The sequence below is a fragment of the Pontibacter populi genome (assembly GCF_019336435.1).
Classification (GTDB): domain Bacteria; phylum Bacteroidota; class Bacteroidia; order Cytophagales; family Hymenobacteraceae; genus Pontibacter; species Pontibacter humidus.
The window spans coordinates 601,790-620,748 of the sequence record NZ_JAHWXQ010000002.1 but is presented as its reverse complement, the minus strand read 5'-3'; the positions used below and the strand labels follow the sequence as shown (position 1 = coordinate 620,748).

Here is an 18,959-nt window from a genome sequence, read left to right as displayed (position 1 = left end):
TCAGCTTTTAAACAAGAATGGGCTACCTCTTCAGGTAGCCCATTCTAAAAATAATATAGTTTCAGCGCTTAGTCCAGTCCGCCTTTGCGGGTTGGCTCTCTCAGAGCAGGCCATGTAGTTGGCTCACCAGTTCTTGGGTTAACCGGTAACTTAATACGCTCACGGTTTACCAGTTCAGGTTCTTCGCTGGCTCTGTAGGCAAGTATTGCTACCAGGATGGCATTGCTGCGCACATCATCAAATACGATCTTATCATACGTGTCGCGGTTGGTGTGCCAGGTATAGTTGCCATACGACCAGCTCAGGGAGCTAAGCATAAAGGCCGGAATACCAGCAGCTACAAAAGAAGCATGGTCAGAACCACCACCACCCGGGAAGCCAGGATATTGTGTCTGGATAGAGCTGGTGATCTCTCTTGGAGCAGCGTTCAACCAGCGGCCCATAAAGTCATAAGCGTGCAGGAAGCCCTGACCGGAAATGTTGGCAACACGGCCGGTACCGTTATCCTGGTTAAATATTGCCTGTGTGTTCTTTACGATCTGAGGGTTATCAGCAACAAATCCGCGTGAGCCGTTCAGGCCCTGCTCTTCGCTGCCCCAGTGACCTGCCAGAATCGTACGCTTCGGGTTAGGGTACATCTTTTTCAGGATGCGCATGGCCTCCATCATAACTATAGTACCGGTACCGTTATCAGTAGCGCCTGTTCCCCCATTCCATGAATCGAAGTGGGCAGACAGGATCACATATTCTTCCGGCTTTTCAGTGCCTTTTATCTCTGCAATCGTGTTAAAGGCTGGAGCGTTTTTCAGGTTCTTGGATTCAGCCTGGATGCGTATCTGAGGCTTTTTGCCAGACTCTACCAAACGGTACAGCATGCCGTAGTCTTCCAGCTCGATATCTACAGTAGGGATCTTTTTGGTATAAGCGCCAAATATTTTGTTCACGCCAAAACCACCAGACCAGTTAGAGGTTACCACGCCGGCAGCGCCAGCCTGTTCTAATGCTGCAGGCAGCGTGCGGGCTGTTTTGCCCGTGTTTTTGATGCGGTTGTTCCAGTTTTCGGTAGCTGCAGTTTTGGTTTCCTGCATTTTCTTCATCGACTCCTCCGTAGCAAACTCTTTCCAGTTATAATCCGGACGGCCTGTTGGCTGGTTCATCGAGATCATCACCAGTTTGCCTTTAACTGCCGGCAGCCATTTCTGGAAAGCGATAGAATCTTTAAACTCCGGAAGTATGATCAGCTCTGCAGTAACTCCTTTGCTTTTTGTGCCAGGGTTCCAGGCCAGCTGCACGCCATCCAGGGTTTGCAGGCGCGGGTGCACCATATCAATGTGCGTAATACCACGTTGCCAGCCGCGCCACTCGCCCCATTTTTCGTTGCGGGCTTCAATACCCCATGTTTTATACTTGGCAACCGCCCAATCGTGGGCCTGCTGCATTTCCGGGGTGCCTACCAGGCGTGGGCCAATGCCATCCAGCAACTCGTGCGCCAGCACTTCAAGCTGCGAGTTTTCGGTGGCTTCTTTCACAATGTTTTCTACTACCGGGTCCTTAGGGGCCTGTGCGTGGGCAAGGCTGCCGGAAAGGAGCAGTAGTACGACGAAGGATTGTAATTTCTTCTTCATACAGGTTAATAAAGGTTAGGTAAATTAGCTTAATACAGCGGTTGGAGTAAATATAAGCCACAAGGTTTAATATCGAATCCTGAATATTTGTTTTTAGTGTTTTCTGATGCCGGAAAAGGCGTTGAAATTTTGAGCCGGATACCAATGCCGCAGCGTATAGCCAACACACCAGAATGAAACTAATTTCTGTAACAGATTCTTATCTTTAAGACACTTTAAGCAAAGCAGGATGCTGGAATATTCCATGTTTGAGAGGCTTCCGTTCAGGAAGCAGGCAGAAATAATAGCCCAAAACGGTACTGTTGTAGCCCAACGCAACTATAACCAGTGGCTGGTAACGCTTTATAAAGTAAATAACTCGTTTGTGGAGCTCTGGTCAGGGGATAACATCCAGGTATATGGCGCATTCAGGCAGCAGGCGAACACAGTAGCTATTTTTGAGCCTTACCTGGATAAGATCGACGTGCAGGAAATTATGAGATCATAACTATAGTTTAACTTAGAACTATAAACACCCCGCTGAGACAGACTCAGTGGGGTGTTTTGTTTTTAAAATGTTTTATAGCTGATCTGATTTTCTCTAGGTCGGATTGTGCTTTATATGTATTTAAGTAAGGTTTTACAGCTTCTGATCTCTTATCAGGTAAAGTTTGGCTGCAATAGTTTTCCAAATGATTAAATCCTCCTAACTTGCCCCAAACCTAATCTGATCATTCATTTTTGAACACACACTAACGACAAACGTAAAGTGTAAAACAATTAAAATAATAAGAACAACTATGAAGAAGGTGATTCTCACTGTGGCCTGCGCTGCGCTCCTGATATCCTGCGAAAACAAGAAAACAGAATACGACGCCTATTACACACAGGATTATAAAGATTCAGTAGCTACTGCTGCCAAAGAAAGGCCGGTTACGACACAAACAAAAGTAGGTGCTGATGCTGCTATCAACGACATGACCGATTCTGGTGCTGTTGCCGCCGCTGCCAAACCTAAAAATGAGCACGAGCTGGGTATGACCCTGATCTCTAAAGCTGATTGTACTGCCTGCCACAATAACGACCGGAAAGTGGTAGGTCCGGCTTACGTAGATGTGGCTGCTAAATACGAATTCAACGATAAGAATGTAGATTACCTGGCCCAGAAGATCATTAAAGGTGGTGCAGGTGTTTGGGGCGAGATACCAATGCCTCCGCATGCCGGCCTAAGCGAGAGCGATGCCAAAGAGATGGCCCGTTACGTGCTGTCGCTTAAGAAATAACCTGTTTACAGGCAAAACTATAGCCACAATTTGTACCTGCTAACGATAGGTTGGCAGTTATAAATTGTGGCCTGTTTTATAGTAGTCAACAACAAGTAAGCCGCGAGCCTGTTAGCGTTAATATCAACCACTAAACTATAAACTATGAATCAAGCAAAAGCTTATGCTGCCTTTGATGCGGAAAGCCCGTTGGCTCCCTGGAGCCTGGAGCGCCGCGAAGTAGGGGAGCACGATGTACTGATTGAGATTAAATACTGCGGCGTTTGCCACTCAGACCTGCACCAGGTGCGCAATGAATGGGGCGGCGCTATGTACCCGCTTGTTCCGGGCCACGAAATTGTGGGTGTGGTAACGAAAGTAGGCAGCAAAGTAAAGAAATTCAAAACAGGCGACCTGGCCGGTGTTGGTTGTTTTGTAGACTCATGCCGCGAGTGCCATAGTTGCAAGGAAGGACTGGAACAGTACTGCGAAGTGCAGAATGTAGGAACCTATAGCAGCTACGAACGCGATGGCAAAACGATAACCTACGGCGGCTATTCCTCGCATATTGTGGTGGATGAGAACTATACGCTGAAAGTGCCGAAGAATCTGGACCTGGCCCGTACGGCTCCGTTGCTTTGTGCCGGCATCACCACCTACTCACCGATCATGCAATGGGAAATTGGCAAAGGCCACAGAGTTGGTATAGTTGGATTAGGCGGACTGGGCCACATGGCAGTTAAAATTGCTGCTGCCAAAGGCGCCGATGTTACCGTACTGAGCACTTCGCCAAACAAAGAGCAGGATGCCCGGGATTTAGGTGCACATAACTTTGCCGTTACCAAAGATCCTGAAACGCTAAAGCAGCTCCGTAATTCCTTCGATTTTATAATTGATACCGTTTCAGCTCCGCACGACTATAATTTATACCTCTCGATGCTGAAGCGCGATGGAACAATGATCCTGCTTGGAGCGCCACCGGAGCCGTCTCCTGTTGCCGGTTTCAGTCTGATTGCGCGACGTAAGCGCCTGGCCGGTTCAATGATCGGGGGTATTGCCGAAACACAGGAAATGCTGGATTTCTGCGCCGAACACAACATCATGTCAGACATCGAACTAATCCCGATATCAGAAATAAACAACGCCTACGAACGCATGCTGCGCAGCGATGTGAAGTACAGGTTCGTGATTGACATGGCAAGTTTGTAATACCTCCCCTAACCCCCTCCTAAAAAAAGGAGGGGGAATTTTATGATATTTCTTCAACTATAAAAACAACATGAGCCACACATATAAAGGCAAAGTAATGTGGGCGCACCTTGATGCCAACATGCACATGCGCCACTCTGCCTACGCCGATTTTGCAGCCCAGGCCCGCATCGAAATTTTAGATGAAATGGGACTGGACATGAAGACATTTCAGAAACTGCACATCGGCCCGATCCTTTTCCGGGAAGAAACCACCTACCTGCGCGAGGTAGGCGTAAATGAAACTATAACGGTAACAACTGAGCTTATCAAGGCAAAAAAAGACGGCTCCCGCTGGTCCATACGCCACGAACTGTTTAAAGCAGACGGCGTGAAAGCAGCTGTAATTATAGTGGAAGGCGCCTGGATTGATGTGCTGAAACGCAAATTGGCTACGTTGCCGGAAGAGTTGGCTGACCATTTTATGCAGATAAAACGAAGCGAGGATTTTGCGGAGATAGCGTAACTATAAAGAAATTGATATGGCGAGAGCTTCTTCGCTCGTGACTTGTTATAGCAGGGGCCTCTGGCCCCTTTTTTATAACTATAGTTAATTGAGCATAGCGCTCTTTCGGACACCCTTGTCAGAAAGCCATCTGCCGGGGATTTCCTAATCCCCGTGTTACGAATAACGCGGACTAGGAAGTCCGCAGCAGAGTTAGTTCCAGACAAGAATGTCCGGAACAGCGAAAATTACATATACTTAAAATGGGCGGGACACCCAACTATAGTTCGACACGAGCGAAGAAGCTTGCGCCATGATACTACTCTTTCCCCTACATGCCGCAAGTTACACTGACGCTAAACTTGCGGCATATAGTGCTCTTATTTACACTTTCCGCAATACCCAGGTCGTCATGCTTCTGTCCTGTTCAACTATAGTTGTTTTGAGTGGGTCAAGGCGTTCTGCACCAAGTTGGATTTCTAATTCCCGAAGCATCAGTTCATCAGCTAAAAACCAGATTGGTCCGTGCGCCATGCGGTAAAAGCGGCTTTCCAGATGCTGTAATTTTCCTTCCAGACCTATCGTGGTACTAAACCTGCAAAACAACATACCGCCGGGTTTTAGCACCTGCCATAGTTCTGAAACCATAGTTTTGAAATGATTCTCGCTGCGGGCAAAATGGAGTACGGCACTGCAGATCACCACATCAAACGCGCTGTCATCAAAAGGCAGCTTATCCAGGTCAGTAACTATAAAATTGCGCTCGGGCAGGGTAGGAGCGAGTTCTTTAGCCAGTTGCTTCATCCGCTGAACGGCAGCCTCCGAGGCGTCGGCACCAAACACTTTCACACCTGCCTGCATCAGGTAGTACGTATTTCTACCGTTGCCGCAGCCGGCATCCAGCAGTTTCATCCCTTTTTGTATGCGACCTTTCAACAGCTGGTCGAACAAATAGATGTCGATGTCTCCGAACTGGGACTTAAGTGATGTGATGGGCAGGTGAAACATGAGCTTACAGGTTAGAATATTAGTTCGAAGCTGAAATTAAGCACGATTTTGTTACCCTTTTTGCTTTATTTTTAAGAATATTGAAGGACAATCTACGGTAAAATCAACTATGAATACTGCACCAGAAACAGCAACTATACAGCGCTCCGGTTTATCGGTTAGCGAGTTTATCCAAAAATACGCCAATCACCCCACTTATATTCCACCAACTGGTCCGGTACTGAACGCCAAAAACTGGCAGTGCGAAGCCGCGCTGCGCATGTTTCTGAATAACCTGACCGACGAAGTAGCCGAAGACCCAAGTCGTTTGGTTGTGTACGGCGGTATAGGCCAGGCAGCACGTACGGTAGCTGATGCGCAGAAAATAATTGAGGTGCTGCTAAACCTGGAAGAAGACGAGAGTTTGCTGGTGCAGTCGGGCAAGCCGGTTGGTAAAGTAAGAACGCATTCCGAAGCGCCGCGCGTGCTGATTGCCAACTCAAACCTGGTGCCGCATTGGGCCACCTGGGAGCATTTTAACGAGCTGCGCGAGCGTGGGCTGATGATGTATGGGCAGATGACCGCCGGTAGCTGGATCTACATTGGTACACAAGGCATTTTGCAGGGAACGTACGAAACGTTTGCAGCCTGCGGAAGAATACACTTTAACGGCGACCTGCGCCACAAACTGCTGGTAACAGGCGGTTTAGGCGGTATGGGTGGCGCGCAACCACTGGCGGCAACTATAGCCGGCGCTACTTTCCTGGGTGTAGATGTTGACCCGGAGCGTATCAAAAAGCGCCTGGAAACCCGCTACATCGATAAAATGACCTATAACTACGAAGAAGCTATCCGCTGGGCCCTGGAAGCTAAAGAAAAAGGCGAAGCGATCTCGATTGGTCTGGTAGGTGATATTGGTGATGTACTGGAAAGACTGATACAGGATAACATTACGCCTGAGATTTTAACCGACCAGACTTCTGCCCATGACCCGATCAATGGGTATGTGCCAAACGGCTTAACCTTGGAAGAAGCTAAAATATTGCGTGAAAGCGATCCGCAGGAATACAAAGCCCTTTCGCTGAAGAGCATGGCGCGCCACGTTGGTTTTATGCTGGAATTACAGAAGCGCGGTAGTCGCACGTTCGATTATGGCAATAACCTGCGCGAGTTTGCACAGCAGGGCGGCGAGAAAAATGCGTTTAACATACCAGGCTTTGTGCCGGAATACATGCGTCCGTTGTTCTGTGAAGGCAAAGGCCCGTTCCGCTGGGCTGCTTTGTCCGGCGATCCGGAAGATATAAAAGTAACCGATGCGGCCCTGAAAGAACTGTTTCCGGAGAACACGCACATGATTAACTGGCTGGATGAGGCGGAAGAGAAAGTAGCGTTCCAGGGACTGCCTTGCCGTATTTGCTGGCTGGGTATGGGCGAGCGTGAGAAAGCTGGTCTGATGTTCAACCAACTGGTGCGTGATGGTAAAGTAAAAGCACCGATTGTGATCGGTCGCGACCACCTGGACTGCGGCTCTGTGGCTTCGCCTTACCGCGAAACTGAAGGTATGCTGGATGGTTCTGATGCCATATCTGACTGGCCGTTACTGAACCTGATGTCGAACACTGCTGGTGGTGCCACATGGGTATCGTTCCATCACGGTGGTGGGGTAGGAATTGGGTATTCGCAGCATGCGGGTATGGTAATTCTGGCTGATGGTACCGAGCGCGCTGACCGCTGCCTTAGCCGCGTACTGCATAACGACCCGGCGATGGGTATCTTCCGCCACGCCGACGCTGGCTATGAAACAGCTCAGGAAAACGCTGAGAAATTCGGATTGAAACTATAAGGTAAAAATCCCTTCCCCTGAAAGAGGGAAGGGATTTTCTGTTTTATCAGACTGAATGAGATTTTAGATTATTAATCAGTAAAAGTGTAAAAGACACTGCCGTTATATCCCTCAAAACTATGACCCAACACGAAAACTATACCTTAATCGGTCCATTTACCCAAATACTGACGATGGCAAACCTGCCGGAAAGCGGACCAATTACCGATGATGAACTGGAAGTGCTGGAAGATGGCGGGATTGTAATTTGTGATGGGAAGATAAGGCTGGTAGGCAAGTATAATATTCTGCTGAAAGTAGCGCAGGAAGAACACTATAAAATTGAAAAGATAACCGAACCCAAGGTGCTTTTACCGGGCCTGATCGATGCGCATACGCACATCTGTTTTGCCGGCTCCCGGGCCAACGACTATGCCATGCGGGTGGCTGGAAAAACGTACCTTGAGATTGCCAGAAACGGCGGCGGTATACTGGATAGCGTACGAAAAACCCGTGAAGCGACGGTTATAGAACTGGTAGACCTGCTTAAAAAACGCTGCGACAGGCATTTAAGTGAAGGCGTGACCACCTGCGAAGTAAAAAGCGGCTATGGCCTGACAGTTGAAGAAGAGTTGAAGATGCTGGAGGCTATTAAACTGGTAAATACTCACCATAAAATTGATCTGGTACCAACGTGTCTGGCAGCGCATATGCGCCCGCCGGAATACTCAGATTCTAAACTATACCTGCAACATGTACTGGAAAATCTGCTACCACAGATTAAAGAGCAGGGCCTGGCCAACCGTGTAGATATATTTATTGAGGACACTGCTTTTAATGAAGCAGATTCTCTGGAGTATTTAATGGCTGCTAAAGAAATGGGTTTTGATATTACTGTACATGCCGATCAGTTCAGTACAGATGGAAGTAGCGTAGCTGCGGAGGCAGGTGCTATCAGTGCCGATCACCTGGAAGCCAGCGGAGAAGAAGAAATTGCGTTGTTAAAAGAGGCTGGTGTGGTAGCCACAGTGCTGCCTGGTGCTTCGGTGGGTTTGGGAATGCATTATGCCCCAGCCCGTAAAATGCTGGACGGCGGTCTTTGCGTAGCCATCGCTACTGACTGGAACCCGGGTTCTGCACCGATGGGTGACCTGTTGATGCAGGCCGCTTTGATAGGAGCATCGGAAAAGCTAACGATAGCTGAAACGCTTGCCGCTGTAACCACTCGTGCCGCTAAAGCATTAAATATAAAAGATCGTGGATGCCTGGGAAAAGAACAGGTGGCCGATATGATCGCATTCGATACCGGTAACTATAAAGAGATACTATACTTCCAGGGCAAGCTGAAACCGACTATAGTTTGGAAGCGCGGAGAACGGGTATAGTTTATATGGCGCGAGCGTCCTCGCTCGTGTTGAACTATAGCTTGGACTATAGTTCAGTTGAGTTATAAACTCAATATCATACAACGACACGCGTTGCAGACTCGCGCCAGCAAAAGGAAACAACAAATAACAATTAAACTATTCAGCCTTCAACCATTATAGCTATGTATAAACCAACGGCACCCGGAACCTGGAAAGGAAGAGTAGATGCACTTGATGGGGAAGAAGGAAAGCGCTGGCACCAGGGCATTAAACTGCTGAACCTGACAGATGACACCCAACCTGCTGATGCCACACAGGCTATCGCGATGCTGGGTTTTTGCTGCGACGAAGGTGTGCGACGTAATCAGGGTAGAGAAGGGGCAGTGGAAGGGCCGTCAGCGCTGCGACAGGCTATGGCTTCGTTTGCGTGGCACCTGGATGAGGATGTGATGCTGTTTGATGCCGGCGATGTTTTCTGTACAAATCAGAACCTGGAAGAAGCCCAGAAACAGTTAGGGAAGAAAGTACATGCTTTGCTGGCTAATACCTATAAAACTATAGTTTTGGGTGGTGGTCACGAAACGGCTTATGGGCACTTTTTAGGCATTAAACAAGCCTTACCCGAAGGGCAGCAACTGGGGATCATAAATTTCGATGCACATTTTGACCTTCGCAGTTATGAGAAGCAGGCAAGTTCCGGTACACCCTTTCTGCAGATAGCCGACGACCTGGCTGCTGAAAACATTGATTTTAATTACTTGTGCCTTGGTATACAACAATCGGGTAACACGCAGAAGTTGTTTAACACGGCAGAAAGCTATGGAACGGATTATGTATTTGCCCCAGCCATGCAGGTGTATAACTTTCAGAACCTCCAGGAGAAATTACAGCGGTTTATGGCCCTTGTAGATGTGCTGTATGTAACAATTGATATGGACGTGTTTGCGGCGGCGTATGCGCCCGGTGTAAGTGCTCCGGCTGCGTTGGGGGTTAATCCGGAAATAGTGTTACTGCTGCTTCAGGAGATCATCAACAGTGGCAAATTACTGACGCTGGATATTGTGGAGCTTAACCCGAAGCTTGATGTTGATAACCGGACTGCAAAACTGGGCGCCTCGCTACTGTACCATGTGGTGCAGCAATGGAGCCAGGTATAACTCTAAAAAATATGGGCCTTGCAGTAACGCTGCAAGGCCCATATTTTTTAGAGTAACTATAGTTTCTGATTACTTTCCGATCTTAAATTTAGTCCAATAGGTGGTATCGGAGGTCTTCACTTCTACCAGGTACGTGTCTGCCTTTAATTTTCCTACATTATAACTCCAGGCTTTCTGCTGCTTGGCTGTACTCACCGGCTTTTCAAATACTTTCTGGCCTTTTGTGTTGGTAATGGCAAGCACGGCATCTTCTTTCAGTTGCTGCTCAAAATCAAGTTTAAAAGTGCCTTTTGGTGCTGGTGTCAGGAACAGGCCGGATAGCGTTTCGGAGTCGTTGGTGCAGGCGGTATGTGGTCCGTGTTCTTTTTCGGTGGCAGCTGGCGTTTTCTCCTGTGACTGTGCTTTTGCCGGTAACACCTGCATCATAAACGGAACTGCAGCAACTATAGCCCATACATATGTTTGTTTCATCTTCATAAATAGCTCACAGTTTTAAAGTACATGTATAGCCACCGCTATTGCATTTTTAGGGCCAGTTTTTTAATTCTGCAAATATTTATTTCGGATAGCTTTGCCGCACTATAAACTGCCTGAAAAAACGAAGGGCAACCAGTTCTAACGCTAGTTGCCCCTCATCATGAAAATAGACTCTCTAGTAAGTAACGGAATAAGCTACTACTCTATTGTCCCGGAAGGTGGGAACATATAATAATTTCGTCTCTTCGGAGTAAGTTATGTCAGCGGCGTTTATGTTTTTAGCCTTGGTGTCCAGTACTTTCCATTTTTTGCCTTCCATATTCACATAATAGATCTCACCATCCCAGTTCGATACAAAATAGCCATCCGGGCCTGCTTTGGTTATACCATCCGCGTTACTGATCTTATCCGTAAGGTCTTTAAATTCCTTATTTTCCGTATCCAGTGTGCGCACTTCACCACTGCTCATAAAAGCTACCACCATCCGGTTTCCATCAACATACAAGCCATTCGGTTTTTCGCGTTTGGTGTCGAGCCAATGGGTAATACGGCCGTTACGCATCTGGTAAATAGCTTTCTCTTCCATATCCGAGATGTATACATTGCCTTCCTCATCCACGGTAACGTCATTTAAGGCTTCCGACTTTTCGGCTTCGTAGCGACCAAGTATGGCGCCGGTTTGAACAGCTATAGTTACCACTTCATCCACATCCGAAACATAGAGCACGTTATTGTGCAGGGCCATGCCTTTGGGGTTGTTAAGTCCGGTTACCCAATGCAGTTCTTCTATTTCGCCCTGCGGGTTAAGTTTGGAGATAAAGCCATCGCCATCTTTGCGGTCTTTGCTCTGGTTGATGTTGGATACGTACAGCATGTTCCGTTCCGGGTCGTATAGTACAGACTCGGGGGTGCGTAGCGTATTATCAGATGCCCAGACCTGCTTGAGTTCTACAGGGCCTTTGGAGGTGAATAAAGTGCTGCAACCCTGCAGGGCAGCAACTATAAACAGCACGAAAGTATAGCGAAGTATAAGCCGCATGATTTTATCTTTTGGTATACCCGCTATTACGCTTACTGAAAGCAACTGTTTAAAAGTGTGCGTTAGAGTACCTCCAGCCCTAGTTTGCGGAGGGTACGCTGTTTAGATATTTTTCCGGTTGCTGTTTCGGTAAAGGCTGGGCAGTAGTAGTACTTTTTAGGGCGTTCAAACTTCTTCAACAGCGGCTTTATACGGCTTTTCAGTTCTTTCTCAGCAGCTTCAGAAAGTGGCTCTGTTTCAATCACTAGAATTACATGTTCGCCCAGTAGCTCGTCGGGCTGTGAGGTGACAAAAAAGCGCGGCATAGGGTCCAGGTCGGCAAAGGCTTCAGCCACGGCAACTTCTACTGTTTCGCTCTGCACTTTTACGCCACCCGAGTTTATCGTATTATCTACGCGGCCAATCCAGCGGAAGCGGCTTGGAGTGAGTAACTCTACCAGGTCGTTGGTAACTATAAGTTCGTTGTTGGTTACGTCGCCCTGTATGGTCAGGCAGCCACGGTTATCAAGCCCAAGACGTATGTTATCCAGCGCATCATAATACACAGCAGCATCAGGGCCATTTAGCAGCCGAAGCGCCACATGTGAGGCGGTTTCTGTCATGCCGTAGGTGTGATAGACTGGTACGGTTAATTGCTGTAATTCGCGCTGCAGGGTAAAGTTTACAGGGGCTCCGCCCAATAATATGCCTTTCATATGGTTCAGAAGCGGCACGTTCTCTGGTGTGTCCTGAAGAATCTTCTGCAACTGCATCGGAACAAAAGAAGAGAAATCGAACAGCATTCCTTCCGGTACCAGTTTCAGTGGGTTACTGATCGGTTCCACTATGGTCATCTGCATTTCGGCCATAAAGCCGCGCGCCAGCATCATCATGCCTGCTATGTACTCTGTATTGAGGCATACCAGCGTAGCATCGCCTGGCTGCAGATTGAGTATCTTTATAGTTTTGCGGGCACTGGATTCGAGCTGCCTGCGGGTAAGGTTTATCGTTTTTGGGGTGCCTGTTGAGCCGGAGGTCTGTATCGGGAATTCCTGCACACCATTGAGCCAGCTACGGCAGAATTCAAGTGTTTTTGCTTCGTAGCCATTCAGCTCAATGCTGTTCCGGAACGAATATTCCGCTATCTCATCGTAATAGAATTTATTGCCGTTCAGCAACAGGTATTTCTCAGCCATCTCTTCCATATTTTGCAGGCGTTAGCACATACGCAAATGTACTATATGCACTATACAAAAATGCGAAAAAGAGGTTTTATTGTTAATTACTGAATTGTTAAAGGGCTGGATGATTGAATTGTTAGATTGTTTAATGAAGGATTCCCTTATAGGATCAAAAACTATAGTTCCTTTCTTCAACTCCTAAACTCTTTAACTTCCAAACTTTTTAACTTCTAAACTTTCTAACTTAATAAAGCCAGTCGTTTTGTGGTTTACGGATGATATGGTCTACTGAGAAGCGACCGGAACCGAAAATAAGGAAACCGATCAGTAACAGCAGCACAATGATCGATGACCAGAGTTCGGTGTTCTCCGAATAGAAACCATGTGTCGGGTTCACAAAGAAAACTGCCCCCAGCAGTATTGGTATCTGAAACAGGATGGCCACCCTCGTAATAAGGCCAATAGCGATCAGGAAACCACCTACCAAATGCGCAAACGCCACATAATGGGCAAGACCAATAGAGACCCATGGAAACTGGCTTTTATGCATAATACTAAAAAATGCCCCTGTGTCCTGCACAAACATAAAGCCTTTTATCATCAGGAATATACCAAGTCCGATCCTTAAAAAGTCGAGCCAGATAGGATGATGGGTATCTGCCCATCGTTCCACGCGGTGCATATCGTGTGTTAAGTTCATGGCTTAAGTGTTAGGTTAAATAATTTGATTATCAGTTATTTAAACGAATAATACCTGATTTCGGACAGGTTATAGGGGTTTATAGTTCCCCTCTTTGTCATTTCGACGAAAGGAGAAATCTATTTCAGCTTTTAGCTGAAGCTTCTCATATTTTGATCAAAGCCTTCATTTCGAACTTTCTTTATTCCTGGGAGCTCTACTCACCTATAGTTATTATAGTTGGCTTTGGTGCCCTCACGGCCGGGAGGCCCCGTCTTTGGGCATCGCGCTGCGCGAATCTCTTTTGCTCCTGCGTCGCAATGGCTACGCCACCAGACATTCACAAGGCGCTCAACCCGAAGACTGAGAAGTTTCGCATAGTAGAAGCTTATCTATAGTTTGAACCTGCTCGCTTCGACTTTTATCGTGGCTATAATTTCAAAGGGACAGGTAAACCTGTCCTGGTCGTGGGCTGTAACTATAGCTAATTCAGATTTCTCCTTTCGTCGAAATGACAGAATATAAAGCAGTAGCCAGAAAAGTCCCCCTTTGAAGGGGGCAGGGGGATGACTAGCAGAAACTATAAAACTATAGCCACGAACAAAGCGACAGACGCAATTCCCCTCTCGGGAGGGGTAGGGGTGGGTTAAAACAGATGATATGAAACTGTTTACTGGACTATAGCAAAAGTCTAATCCTAAAGATCCTATAATCCTGTAAATCCTGATTCAGACAATTCCTGTCCCTACCGGGCCAGTCGAGTCAGGAGACTCAACATTCACTCTAAGTCACGAGTCTAGAGACTCGCGCCAGCTTTACGGACTATGAAACTACAAACTCAACTATAACCTAGCACAACTAAACCTTAATGTTTAACCTGTACTTTTTCCGGAGCGGGTTCCTCGGTTAAGTAAATCCGAAGCTTCTGGAAGAAACGTAATGTGATCTGAAATAATGGGCTTTGGATAAAGGTGTAAAGGAACGTGATAATACCAATGGGGCCACCTAATGAAAAGCCGATAACCAATACGATACATTCTACTACTATCCGCGCCTGGCTTACGGAAAGGCGTGTACGTTCCGACAACGATAGCATGAACCCATCGCGTGGGCCGGCACCAACGCCACCTGCTACATACAACCCGCCTGCAATGCTGCCGATAAGTATTGCCGTAAACAGCTGCGCATAATCCTGCCAGCCATGCGTAGCTTCAGGTAGAAAATCCAACCAAAGGAAAAAGTCCATGAACGGACCGATAAGCAAGGTATTCAGGAAAGTACCGACGTTAATGTATTTGCGGTTCACGAACCAGGCCACCACAATCACCGCCAGGCCCACGAGCACACTCCAGGTACCAATCGTGAAGCCAAATTTCTGAAAGAGCGCCACGTTCAGTACTTCCCAGGGGTGCAGGCCCAGGTATTTCACTTTTACAGCCATCGCGTTAGCAAACCCAAACAGCAACAAACCAGCAAAAAAGAAACTATAACGGATGATCCAGTTTTTCATGGGGCAAAGATAAAAAGAAAGCGCCTGTGGTTGCAGGCGCTTTCATAACTAAATCTTTATAGCAATGGTTTAAACTTTCACAGGGATACGCTCCAGTGTTTCCAGCAGGAAGCCCCAGTATTTTTGTACCGAGCTGATCTGTACTTTTTCGTCAGGAGAGTGGGCACCGCGGATGTTTGGACCAAATGAGATCATTTCCATGTCCGGGTAATTGCCACCCACTATACCGCACTCCAAGCCCGCGTGGCAGGCGTTTACATGCGGCTCGCCGTCGAACAGCTCGCGGTATAGGTCGCTCATCACCTGCACGATAGCGGCACCCGGAAGTGGTGTCCAGCCCGGGTAGCTGCCTTTGAAGGTGACAGCGGCGCCAGCCAGTTCAAAAGTTGATCTGATCGCATTGGCCAGATCCATTTTCTCAGAATCTACGGAGCTTCGGGTTAAGCACTGAATGCTGTATTCGCCATTTTTCACCAGCACGCGCGCCACGTTATTTGATGTCTGCACCAGGTTCTCGATGTCCGGGCTGAGGCGGTAGATGCCGTTCGGGCAGGCGTAAATGCTGCGTAGTAATTTATTCTGGAAATCCTGAGCCAGCACCTGAGTTGGAGCAGTAGTAGCTTCAATCGTTACTTCCAGGTTCGGGTCTGTGGTGTTGTATTCCTTCTTCAGGATGTCTTTCTGAGTCGCAACAAATTCTTCGAAAGCCTTTGCCTTGTCCTGCGTCACAGCAACTACCGCAAACGACTCCCGCGGTATTGCATTGCGCAAACTTCCGCCATCTATCTCACTAACCTGTACGCCAAACTGCTCAGCAGCCTGCGCTAGTATACGGTTCATCAGTTTGTTCGCATTGCCACGTCCCAGGTGAATATCCATTCCTGAGTGACCACCCGTTAAACCTTTTATGCTTAAGCGAAAGCCAGTGCTGTTGGCAGTAGCGGTCTCTGAACTATAGTTTCCGGTTGCGGTTACATCTACACCGCCAGCGCAGCCAATCGTTAATTCCGTATCATCTTCTGTATCCAGGTTCAGCATGATAGAGGCTTCCAGCATACCACCTTTCAATCCAAGAGCACCGGTCATGCCAGTTTCTTCGTCTATGGTAAACAGGGCTTCTAATGGAGGATGTGGGATATTGTCAGATGCCAGCAGCGCCATGATCGTAGCCACACCAATACCGTTGTCAGCGCCCAGCGTAGTGCCTTTTGCTTTTACCCAGTCGCCTTCCACGAACATCTCAATTCCCTGTGAGTTGAAATCGAAGTTAGTCTCAGCGTTTTTCTGGTGTACCATGTCCAGGTGGCTTTGCAGCAAAATGGTCTGGCGGTTTTCCATGCCTGCAGTGGCCGGTTTTTTAATGATCACGTTGCCGATCTCATCTACCATCGTTTCCAGGCCAAGGCTGTTGCCAAAATCTTTCATAAACTGTATCACGCGCTCTTCTTTTTTAGACGGACGCGGCACAGCATTCAGGTCGGTAAAGTAGTTCCAGAGCGCTTTGGGCTCGAGTTCTCTTATTTCTTCGTTCATAGTATAGTTTTAGCGGCTTACCCTATAAATAGTGCAGCGCAGGTTTGCATTTGATTACAGGCAAATATCCGAAATTTTGAATAGAGAAACCGCTTTTATTGGAGATAGTTATAGTTGGAAAACTATGGCCATAGCATGATGTCGTTGTACTCGGGGTGGCGCTTTACGAATGCTTCTACGGCAGGGCAGGAAGCAATGGCTTTGCAGTCATTCTCGCGTGCAAAATCCAGTCCGCAACGGACTAATTTATGAGCGATACCCTGTCCGCGTGCACTCTCCGGCACAAAGGTATGGTCAAAGTCCATGGCGTTTTCGTCGGTGTAACTATAGGTTAGTTCGGCTTCCTCGTCCCCAATTTCCATATAAAAACGCAGGTCGTCCTGGTCGTGCTTTACTTCGTGTTCCATAGGTTAAGTTTGTTTGTGTTTGTAACTATACGGTGGGTGGGAATTGTTGATTGTTAATGGTTAAATGGTTGGAAGGTTAAATTGTTAGAATTGCGTAACGGTTTTTTATCCCTGGCGCAAGCGTCTTCGATCGTGTCGAACTATAGTTTGGGCCTCTGGCCCAGTCGGAATACAAATCCGACATCATAGCAAGTCACGAGTTGCAAACTCGCACCAGCAACCGATAATACTTACCTAAACCGAACGACCACCTTTACCTGCTGCAATACTCGATTGCCATTCTGTTTTGCGGGTTCCCAGGCAGGGCCTTCCTGGATTAATCTAACCGCTTCTGCATCTGCCTCCGGGTTCAGGCTGCGTAATACCCGTACATTTTCTAACTGACCGCTTTCAGATACTGTAAAGCCAACTATAACTCTTCCTTTAGCCTTTGTAGTAAGTGGGCGCTGCTCGTATTTAAGGTATAGTTTGTAGGCGCGGGTTCCTATAGTTGGTTTGGGCTTTTCGATGACTGGTGCTGCGGCACGTTTGCTGTAACCGGTTACCACCACTTCAGACAAAGCACGATTATCCGGTTGCAGGTTAACGGCTAGTAAAGTTTTTGTGCTGTCAATTTGTTGTTCCTTTGACTCAAAACCGATGTAGCGGAAGTTTAAGACAGTTTTATCTGCAGGAACCTGTAACGAGAAGTTACCATCTTTATCTGTAGAAACGCCCAGCATGGTACCTTTTACCTGTACCATTACGCCTGGTAACGGATTGCCAGCATCGTCTGTAACCTTACCCTGAACTAAATTTGCTTCACCTTTTTTACGCTGCACTGCTACTCCTGCTACCTGACCTTGTAAGGCACGTTCAAGACTCATTTGCGGAGCTGCTACAGCTACCCTGGCTTTTGGTTTTGCAGTAGCTATAGTTGCCGTGCTGTCTGCTTTCAGGTCAAAAGTAACTTCTTCCAGCGCTACTGATTCCGTTACCTTAGCAGCATCCATTTCATCCATCACTTTGGTAATATCATACGGAAAGAAGTCTTCTTCATCAGTATCCGAATAGGCATAGGTGTCAGTACTAACTTTAGGTTTTGCTTTGCTTAGATTTGGTTTTATAGTTGACTGATCGAGTTCCGTTTCTTCTATTGTTTCCTGGTTAACGATGGGTGCAGGCGGAGAGAATTTAACTATAGTTTCAGGTTGCTCCACAGTTTTTTCTACAGCTATAGTTTCCGGGGCAGTTTGTAAGTTGGTATACTGGTAATAAAACACCATTACAGCAGAGCAGAGCAGCACGAACACAGCAGCAACGGCCCGCCAGTCAGAGTACCAGGCTGCTGCACGGCGTTTTTCTTTAACTATAGTTAAACGGTTTTTAATGTCGGAAACGGCAGCTTTGGTTTGGGTAGCATCTGATAAGGTCATTCCTTCAGCTAAGTCCGCGCATAGGTCACAGTCCAGCAGGTGGCGTTCCAACTGGTGGCTCTGGGCAGGCGACAGCAAGCCTTCCTGGTACTGCCGCAGCAATTCCAGGGTAGGGTGCCCGTCTGCACCGAAGTGTATGTGGTGGTTAGCGTGGTTCATGGTGTTTCTCCATGTATAGTTTCAGGTTCCGTTTCCCGTTTTGTATGTAACTTTTTACTTTGTTCAGGTCGCAGCCTGTTTGTTCGGCAATCTCTTTATAACTCTTTTGCTGCAGATAAAATAGCTCTACACAGGTTCGTTGTTCTGGCGGTAATGTTTCCAACCCCTGTGCCAGTAGCTTTTCGTCCTCTTCTTTCTGCTCGGCATCACTAAGATGAAAAAGATCGCTGTTTTCCATAAATGGAGGCGAAGCATCTTCTAAGCTTACCTGTTCTTTGCCTTTTTTGGCCCGCAGCTGCATCAGGCAATGGTTTTTGGTAGTTACGTGCAGCCAGCTTTTAAAATTAGCGATGTCGTGTTTCAGCAGCAGTTCGGTCAGGCTCTCGAAAACCTGCATGGTGGCATCTTTACTTTCTTCTTCATCGCGCAGGTACTTCAGGCAAACCAGGTACACCATTTCGGTATGTCGTTCAAAAAGCTCGCCAAGGCAGTCCATATCGGCTGTAGTCCGGTACTGTTGCACCAGCTGCATGTCGTCGGGTGGGTCGGCCTTTTTAAAGAATTTGAGAAACATACTATAGTTGGATTGCTACCTTAAATAAAAGCAAAAAGCATCAATTAAAAATTTTTAATATTTTTTTATGGAATCGTGTGGAGGGCTGCATCATGAGAGAAACCAAACACAAAC

19 protein-coding genes are annotated in these 18,959 nt (G+C 47.3%); 7 read left to right on the top strand and 12 right to left on the bottom strand.

The window, feature by feature from the left end:
• Window positions 1–68: 68 nt before the first annotated feature.
• Window positions 69–1,625: a M20/M25/M40 family metallo-hydrolase gene (locus tag KYK27_RS09190; protein WP_199109728.1), complete on the bottom strand. Its 1,557-nt coding sequence runs from the start codon at window positions 1,623–1,625 to the stop codon at window positions 69–71.
• Window positions 1,626–1,869: 244 nt separating this feature from the next.
• Here KYK27_RS09190 and KYK27_RS09185 point away from each other — a divergent pair, with 244 nt between their 5' ends.
• The 4 genes from KYK27_RS09185 (at window position 1,870) to KYK27_RS09170 (ending at window position 4,580) form a co-directional block, all read left to right on the top strand.
• Window positions 1,870–2,112: a hypothetical protein gene (locus tag KYK27_RS09185; protein ID WP_233150356.1), complete on the top strand. Its 243-nt coding sequence runs from the start codon at window positions 1,870–1,872 to the stop codon at window positions 2,110–2,112.
• A 292-nt stretch (window positions 2,113–2,404) separates the two neighbouring features.
• Window positions 2,405–2,887 (top strand): c-type cytochrome, encoded by a 483-nt coding sequence (locus tag KYK27_RS09180; protein WP_199109726.1) that lies wholly within the window; start codon window positions 2,405–2,407, stop codon window positions 2,885–2,887.
• Window positions 2,888–3,031: 144 nt separating this feature from the next.
• Window positions 3,032–4,075: an NAD(P)-dependent alcohol dehydrogenase gene (locus KYK27_RS09175; protein ID WP_199109725.1), complete on the top strand. Its 1,044-nt coding sequence runs from the start codon at window positions 3,032–3,034 to the stop codon at window positions 4,073–4,075.
• A gap of 70 nt (window positions 4,076–4,145) precedes the next feature.
• A complete protein-coding gene (locus tag KYK27_RS09170) occupies window positions 4,146–4,580 on the top strand; it encodes an acyl-CoA thioesterase (protein ID WP_233150355.1) in 435 nt (144 codons plus the stop codon).
• A gap of 363 nt (window positions 4,581–4,943) precedes the next feature.
• Here the strand turns inward: KYK27_RS09170 and KYK27_RS09165 are convergent, their stop codons facing one another.
• Entirely contained in the window at window positions 4,944–5,567 is a 624-nt protein-coding gene (locus tag KYK27_RS09165) for a class I SAM-dependent methyltransferase (RefSeq protein WP_199109724.1), read from the bottom strand.
• Between the two features lie 109 nt (window positions 5,568–5,676).
• Here KYK27_RS09165 and hutU point away from each other — a divergent pair, with 109 nt between their 5' ends.
• From hutU to hutG, 3 genes are all read left to right on the top strand, one after another.
• Entirely contained in the window at window positions 5,677–7,389 is a 1,713-nt protein-coding gene (gene hutU / locus KYK27_RS09160; protein WP_199109723.1) for a urocanate hydratase, read from the top strand.
• A gap of 119 nt (window positions 7,390–7,508) precedes the next feature.
• Window positions 7,509–8,753 carry an imidazolonepropionase gene (gene hutI, locus KYK27_RS09155; protein ID WP_199109722.1) on the top strand — a complete coding sequence of 415 codons (1,245 nt, stop codon included), beginning with the start codon at window positions 7,509–7,511 and terminating at the stop codon, window positions 8,751–8,753.
• 164 nt (window positions 8,754–8,917) lie between these two features.
• Window positions 8,918–9,892 (top strand): formimidoylglutamase, encoded by a 975-nt coding sequence (hutG, locus tag KYK27_RS09150; protein ID WP_199109721.1) that lies wholly within the window; start codon window positions 8,918–8,920, stop codon window positions 9,890–9,892.
• A gap of 69 nt (window positions 9,893–9,961) precedes the next feature.
• Here the strand turns inward: hutG and KYK27_RS09145 are convergent, their stop codons facing one another.
• The 10 genes from KYK27_RS09145 to KYK27_RS09105 all read right to left on the bottom strand — a co-directional run bounded on the left by KYK27_RS09145 (window position 9,962) and on the right by KYK27_RS09105 (window position 18,845).
• On the bottom strand, window positions 9,962–10,369 hold the full coding sequence (locus KYK27_RS09145; RefSeq protein ID WP_199109720.1) for a T9SS type A sorting domain-containing protein: 408 nt from the start codon (window positions 10,367–10,369) through the stop codon (window positions 9,962–9,964).
• Window positions 10,370–10,544: 175 nt separating this feature from the next.
• Window positions 10,545–11,408, bottom strand: a complete 864-nt coding sequence (locus tag KYK27_RS09140; RefSeq protein WP_199109719.1) for an SMP-30/gluconolactonase/LRE family protein — start codon at window positions 11,406–11,408, stop codon at window positions 10,545–10,547.
• 62 nt (window positions 11,409–11,470) lie between these two features.
• Window positions 11,471–12,592 (bottom strand): AMP-binding protein, encoded by a 1,122-nt coding sequence (locus tag KYK27_RS09135; protein WP_233150354.1) that lies wholly within the window; start codon window positions 12,590–12,592, stop codon window positions 11,471–11,473.
• Between the two features lie 220 nt (window positions 12,593–12,812).
• On the bottom strand, window positions 12,813–13,268 hold the full coding sequence (locus tag KYK27_RS09130) for a DoxX family protein (RefSeq protein ID WP_199109718.1): 456 nt from the start codon (window positions 13,266–13,268) through the stop codon (window positions 12,813–12,815).
• Window positions 13,269–13,464: 196 nt separating this feature from the next.
• A complete protein-coding gene (locus KYK27_RS18420; protein ID WP_255532024.1) occupies window positions 13,465–13,587 on the bottom strand; it encodes a hypothetical protein in 123 nt (40 codons plus the stop codon).
• A gap of 525 nt (window positions 13,588–14,112) precedes the next feature.
• Window positions 14,113–14,757, bottom strand: coding sequence for a YczE/YyaS/YitT family protein (locus KYK27_RS09125; RefSeq protein WP_199109717.1), 645 nt, complete (start codon window positions 14,755–14,757; stop codon window positions 14,113–14,115).
• 69 nt (window positions 14,758–14,826) lie between these two features.
• Window positions 14,827–16,290, bottom strand: coding sequence for an aminoacyl-histidine dipeptidase (locus tag KYK27_RS09120; protein WP_199109716.1), 1,464 nt, complete (start codon window positions 16,288–16,290; stop codon window positions 14,827–14,829).
• Between the two features lie 122 nt (window positions 16,291–16,412).
• On the bottom strand, window positions 16,413–16,697 hold the full coding sequence (locus KYK27_RS09115) for a GNAT family N-acetyltransferase (RefSeq protein ID WP_199109715.1): 285 nt from the start codon (window positions 16,695–16,697) through the stop codon (window positions 16,413–16,415).
• A gap of 230 nt (window positions 16,698–16,927) precedes the next feature.
• Window positions 16,928–18,271 carry a TonB family protein gene (locus tag KYK27_RS09110; RefSeq protein WP_199109714.1) on the bottom strand — a complete coding sequence of 448 codons (1,344 nt, stop codon included), beginning with the start codon at window positions 18,269–18,271 and terminating at the stop codon, window positions 16,928–16,930.
• Window positions 18,258–18,845, bottom strand: coding sequence for an RNA polymerase sigma factor (locus tag KYK27_RS09105; RefSeq protein ID WP_199109713.1), 588 nt, complete (start codon window positions 18,843–18,845; stop codon window positions 18,258–18,260). The genes KYK27_RS09110 and KYK27_RS09105 overlap by 14 nt, the downstream gene beginning before the upstream one ends.
• Between the last annotated feature and the right edge of the window lie 114 nt (window positions 18,846–18,959).

Bases quoted from the DNA above. Each gene is read 5' to 3' on its own strand.
- KYK27_RS09170 (WP_233150355.1), top strand. From the start codon at position 4,146: ATGAGCCACACATATAAAGGCAAAGTAATGTGGGCGCACCTTGATGCC.
- KYK27_RS09125 (WP_199109717.1), bottom strand. From the start codon at position 14,757: ATGAAAAACTGGATCATCCGTTATAGTTTCTTTTTTGCTGGTTTGTTG.
- hutU (WP_199109723.1), top strand. From the start codon at position 5,677: ATGAATACTGCACCAGAAACAGCAACTATACAGCGCTCCGGTTTATCG.
- hutG (WP_199109721.1), top strand. From the start codon at position 8,918: ATGTATAAACCAACGGCACCCGGAACCTGGAAAGGAAGAGTAGATGCA.
- KYK27_RS09110 (WP_199109714.1), bottom strand. From the start codon at position 18,271: ATGAACCACGCTAACCACCACATACACTTCGGTGCAGACGGGCACCCT.
- KYK27_RS09135 (WP_233150354.1), bottom strand. From the start codon at position 12,592: ATGGAAGAGATGGCTGAGAAATACCTGTTGCTGAACGGCAATAAATTC.
- KYK27_RS09175 (WP_199109725.1), top strand. From the start codon at position 3,032: ATGAATCAAGCAAAAGCTTATGCTGCCTTTGATGCGGAAAGCCCGTTG.
- KYK27_RS09185 (WP_233150356.1), top strand. From the start codon at position 1,870: ATGTTTGAGAGGCTTCCGTTCAGGAAGCAGGCAGAAATAATAGCCCAA.
- KYK27_RS09145 (WP_199109720.1), bottom strand. From the start codon at position 10,369: ATGAAGATGAAACAAACATATGTATGGGCTATAGTTGCTGCAGTTCCG.
- KYK27_RS09140 (WP_199109719.1), bottom strand. From the start codon at position 11,408: ATGCGGCTTATACTTCGCTATACTTTCGTGCTGTTTATAGTTGCTGCC.
- hutI (WP_199109722.1), top strand. From the start codon at position 7,509: ATGACCCAACACGAAAACTATACCTTAATCGGTCCATTTACCCAAATA.
- KYK27_RS09165 (WP_199109724.1), bottom strand. From the start codon at position 5,567: ATGTTTCACCTGCCCATCACATCACTTAAGTCCCAGTTCGGAGACATC.
- KYK27_RS09120 (WP_199109716.1), bottom strand. From the start codon at position 16,290: ATGAACGAAGAAATAAGAGAACTCGAGCCCAAAGCGCTCTGGAACTAC.
- KYK27_RS09115 (WP_199109715.1), bottom strand. From the start codon at position 16,697: ATGGAACACGAAGTAAAGCACGACCAGGACGACCTGCGTTTTTATATG.
- KYK27_RS09180 (WP_199109726.1), top strand. From the start codon at position 2,405: ATGAAGAAGGTGATTCTCACTGTGGCCTGCGCTGCGCTCCTGATATCC.
- KYK27_RS18420 (WP_255532024.1), bottom strand. From the start codon at position 13,587: ATGTCTGGTGGCGTAGCCATTGCGACGCAGGAGCAAAAGAGATTCGCG.
- KYK27_RS09130 (WP_199109718.1), bottom strand. From the start codon at position 13,268: ATGAACTTAACACACGATATGCACCGCGTGGAACGATGGGCAGATACC.
- KYK27_RS09105 (WP_199109713.1), bottom strand. From the start codon at position 18,845: ATGTTTCTCAAATTCTTTAAAAAGGCCGACCCACCCGACGACATGCAG.
- KYK27_RS09190 (WP_199109728.1), bottom strand. From the start codon at position 1,625: ATGAAGAAGAAATTACAATCCTTCGTCGTACTACTGCTCCTTTCCGGC.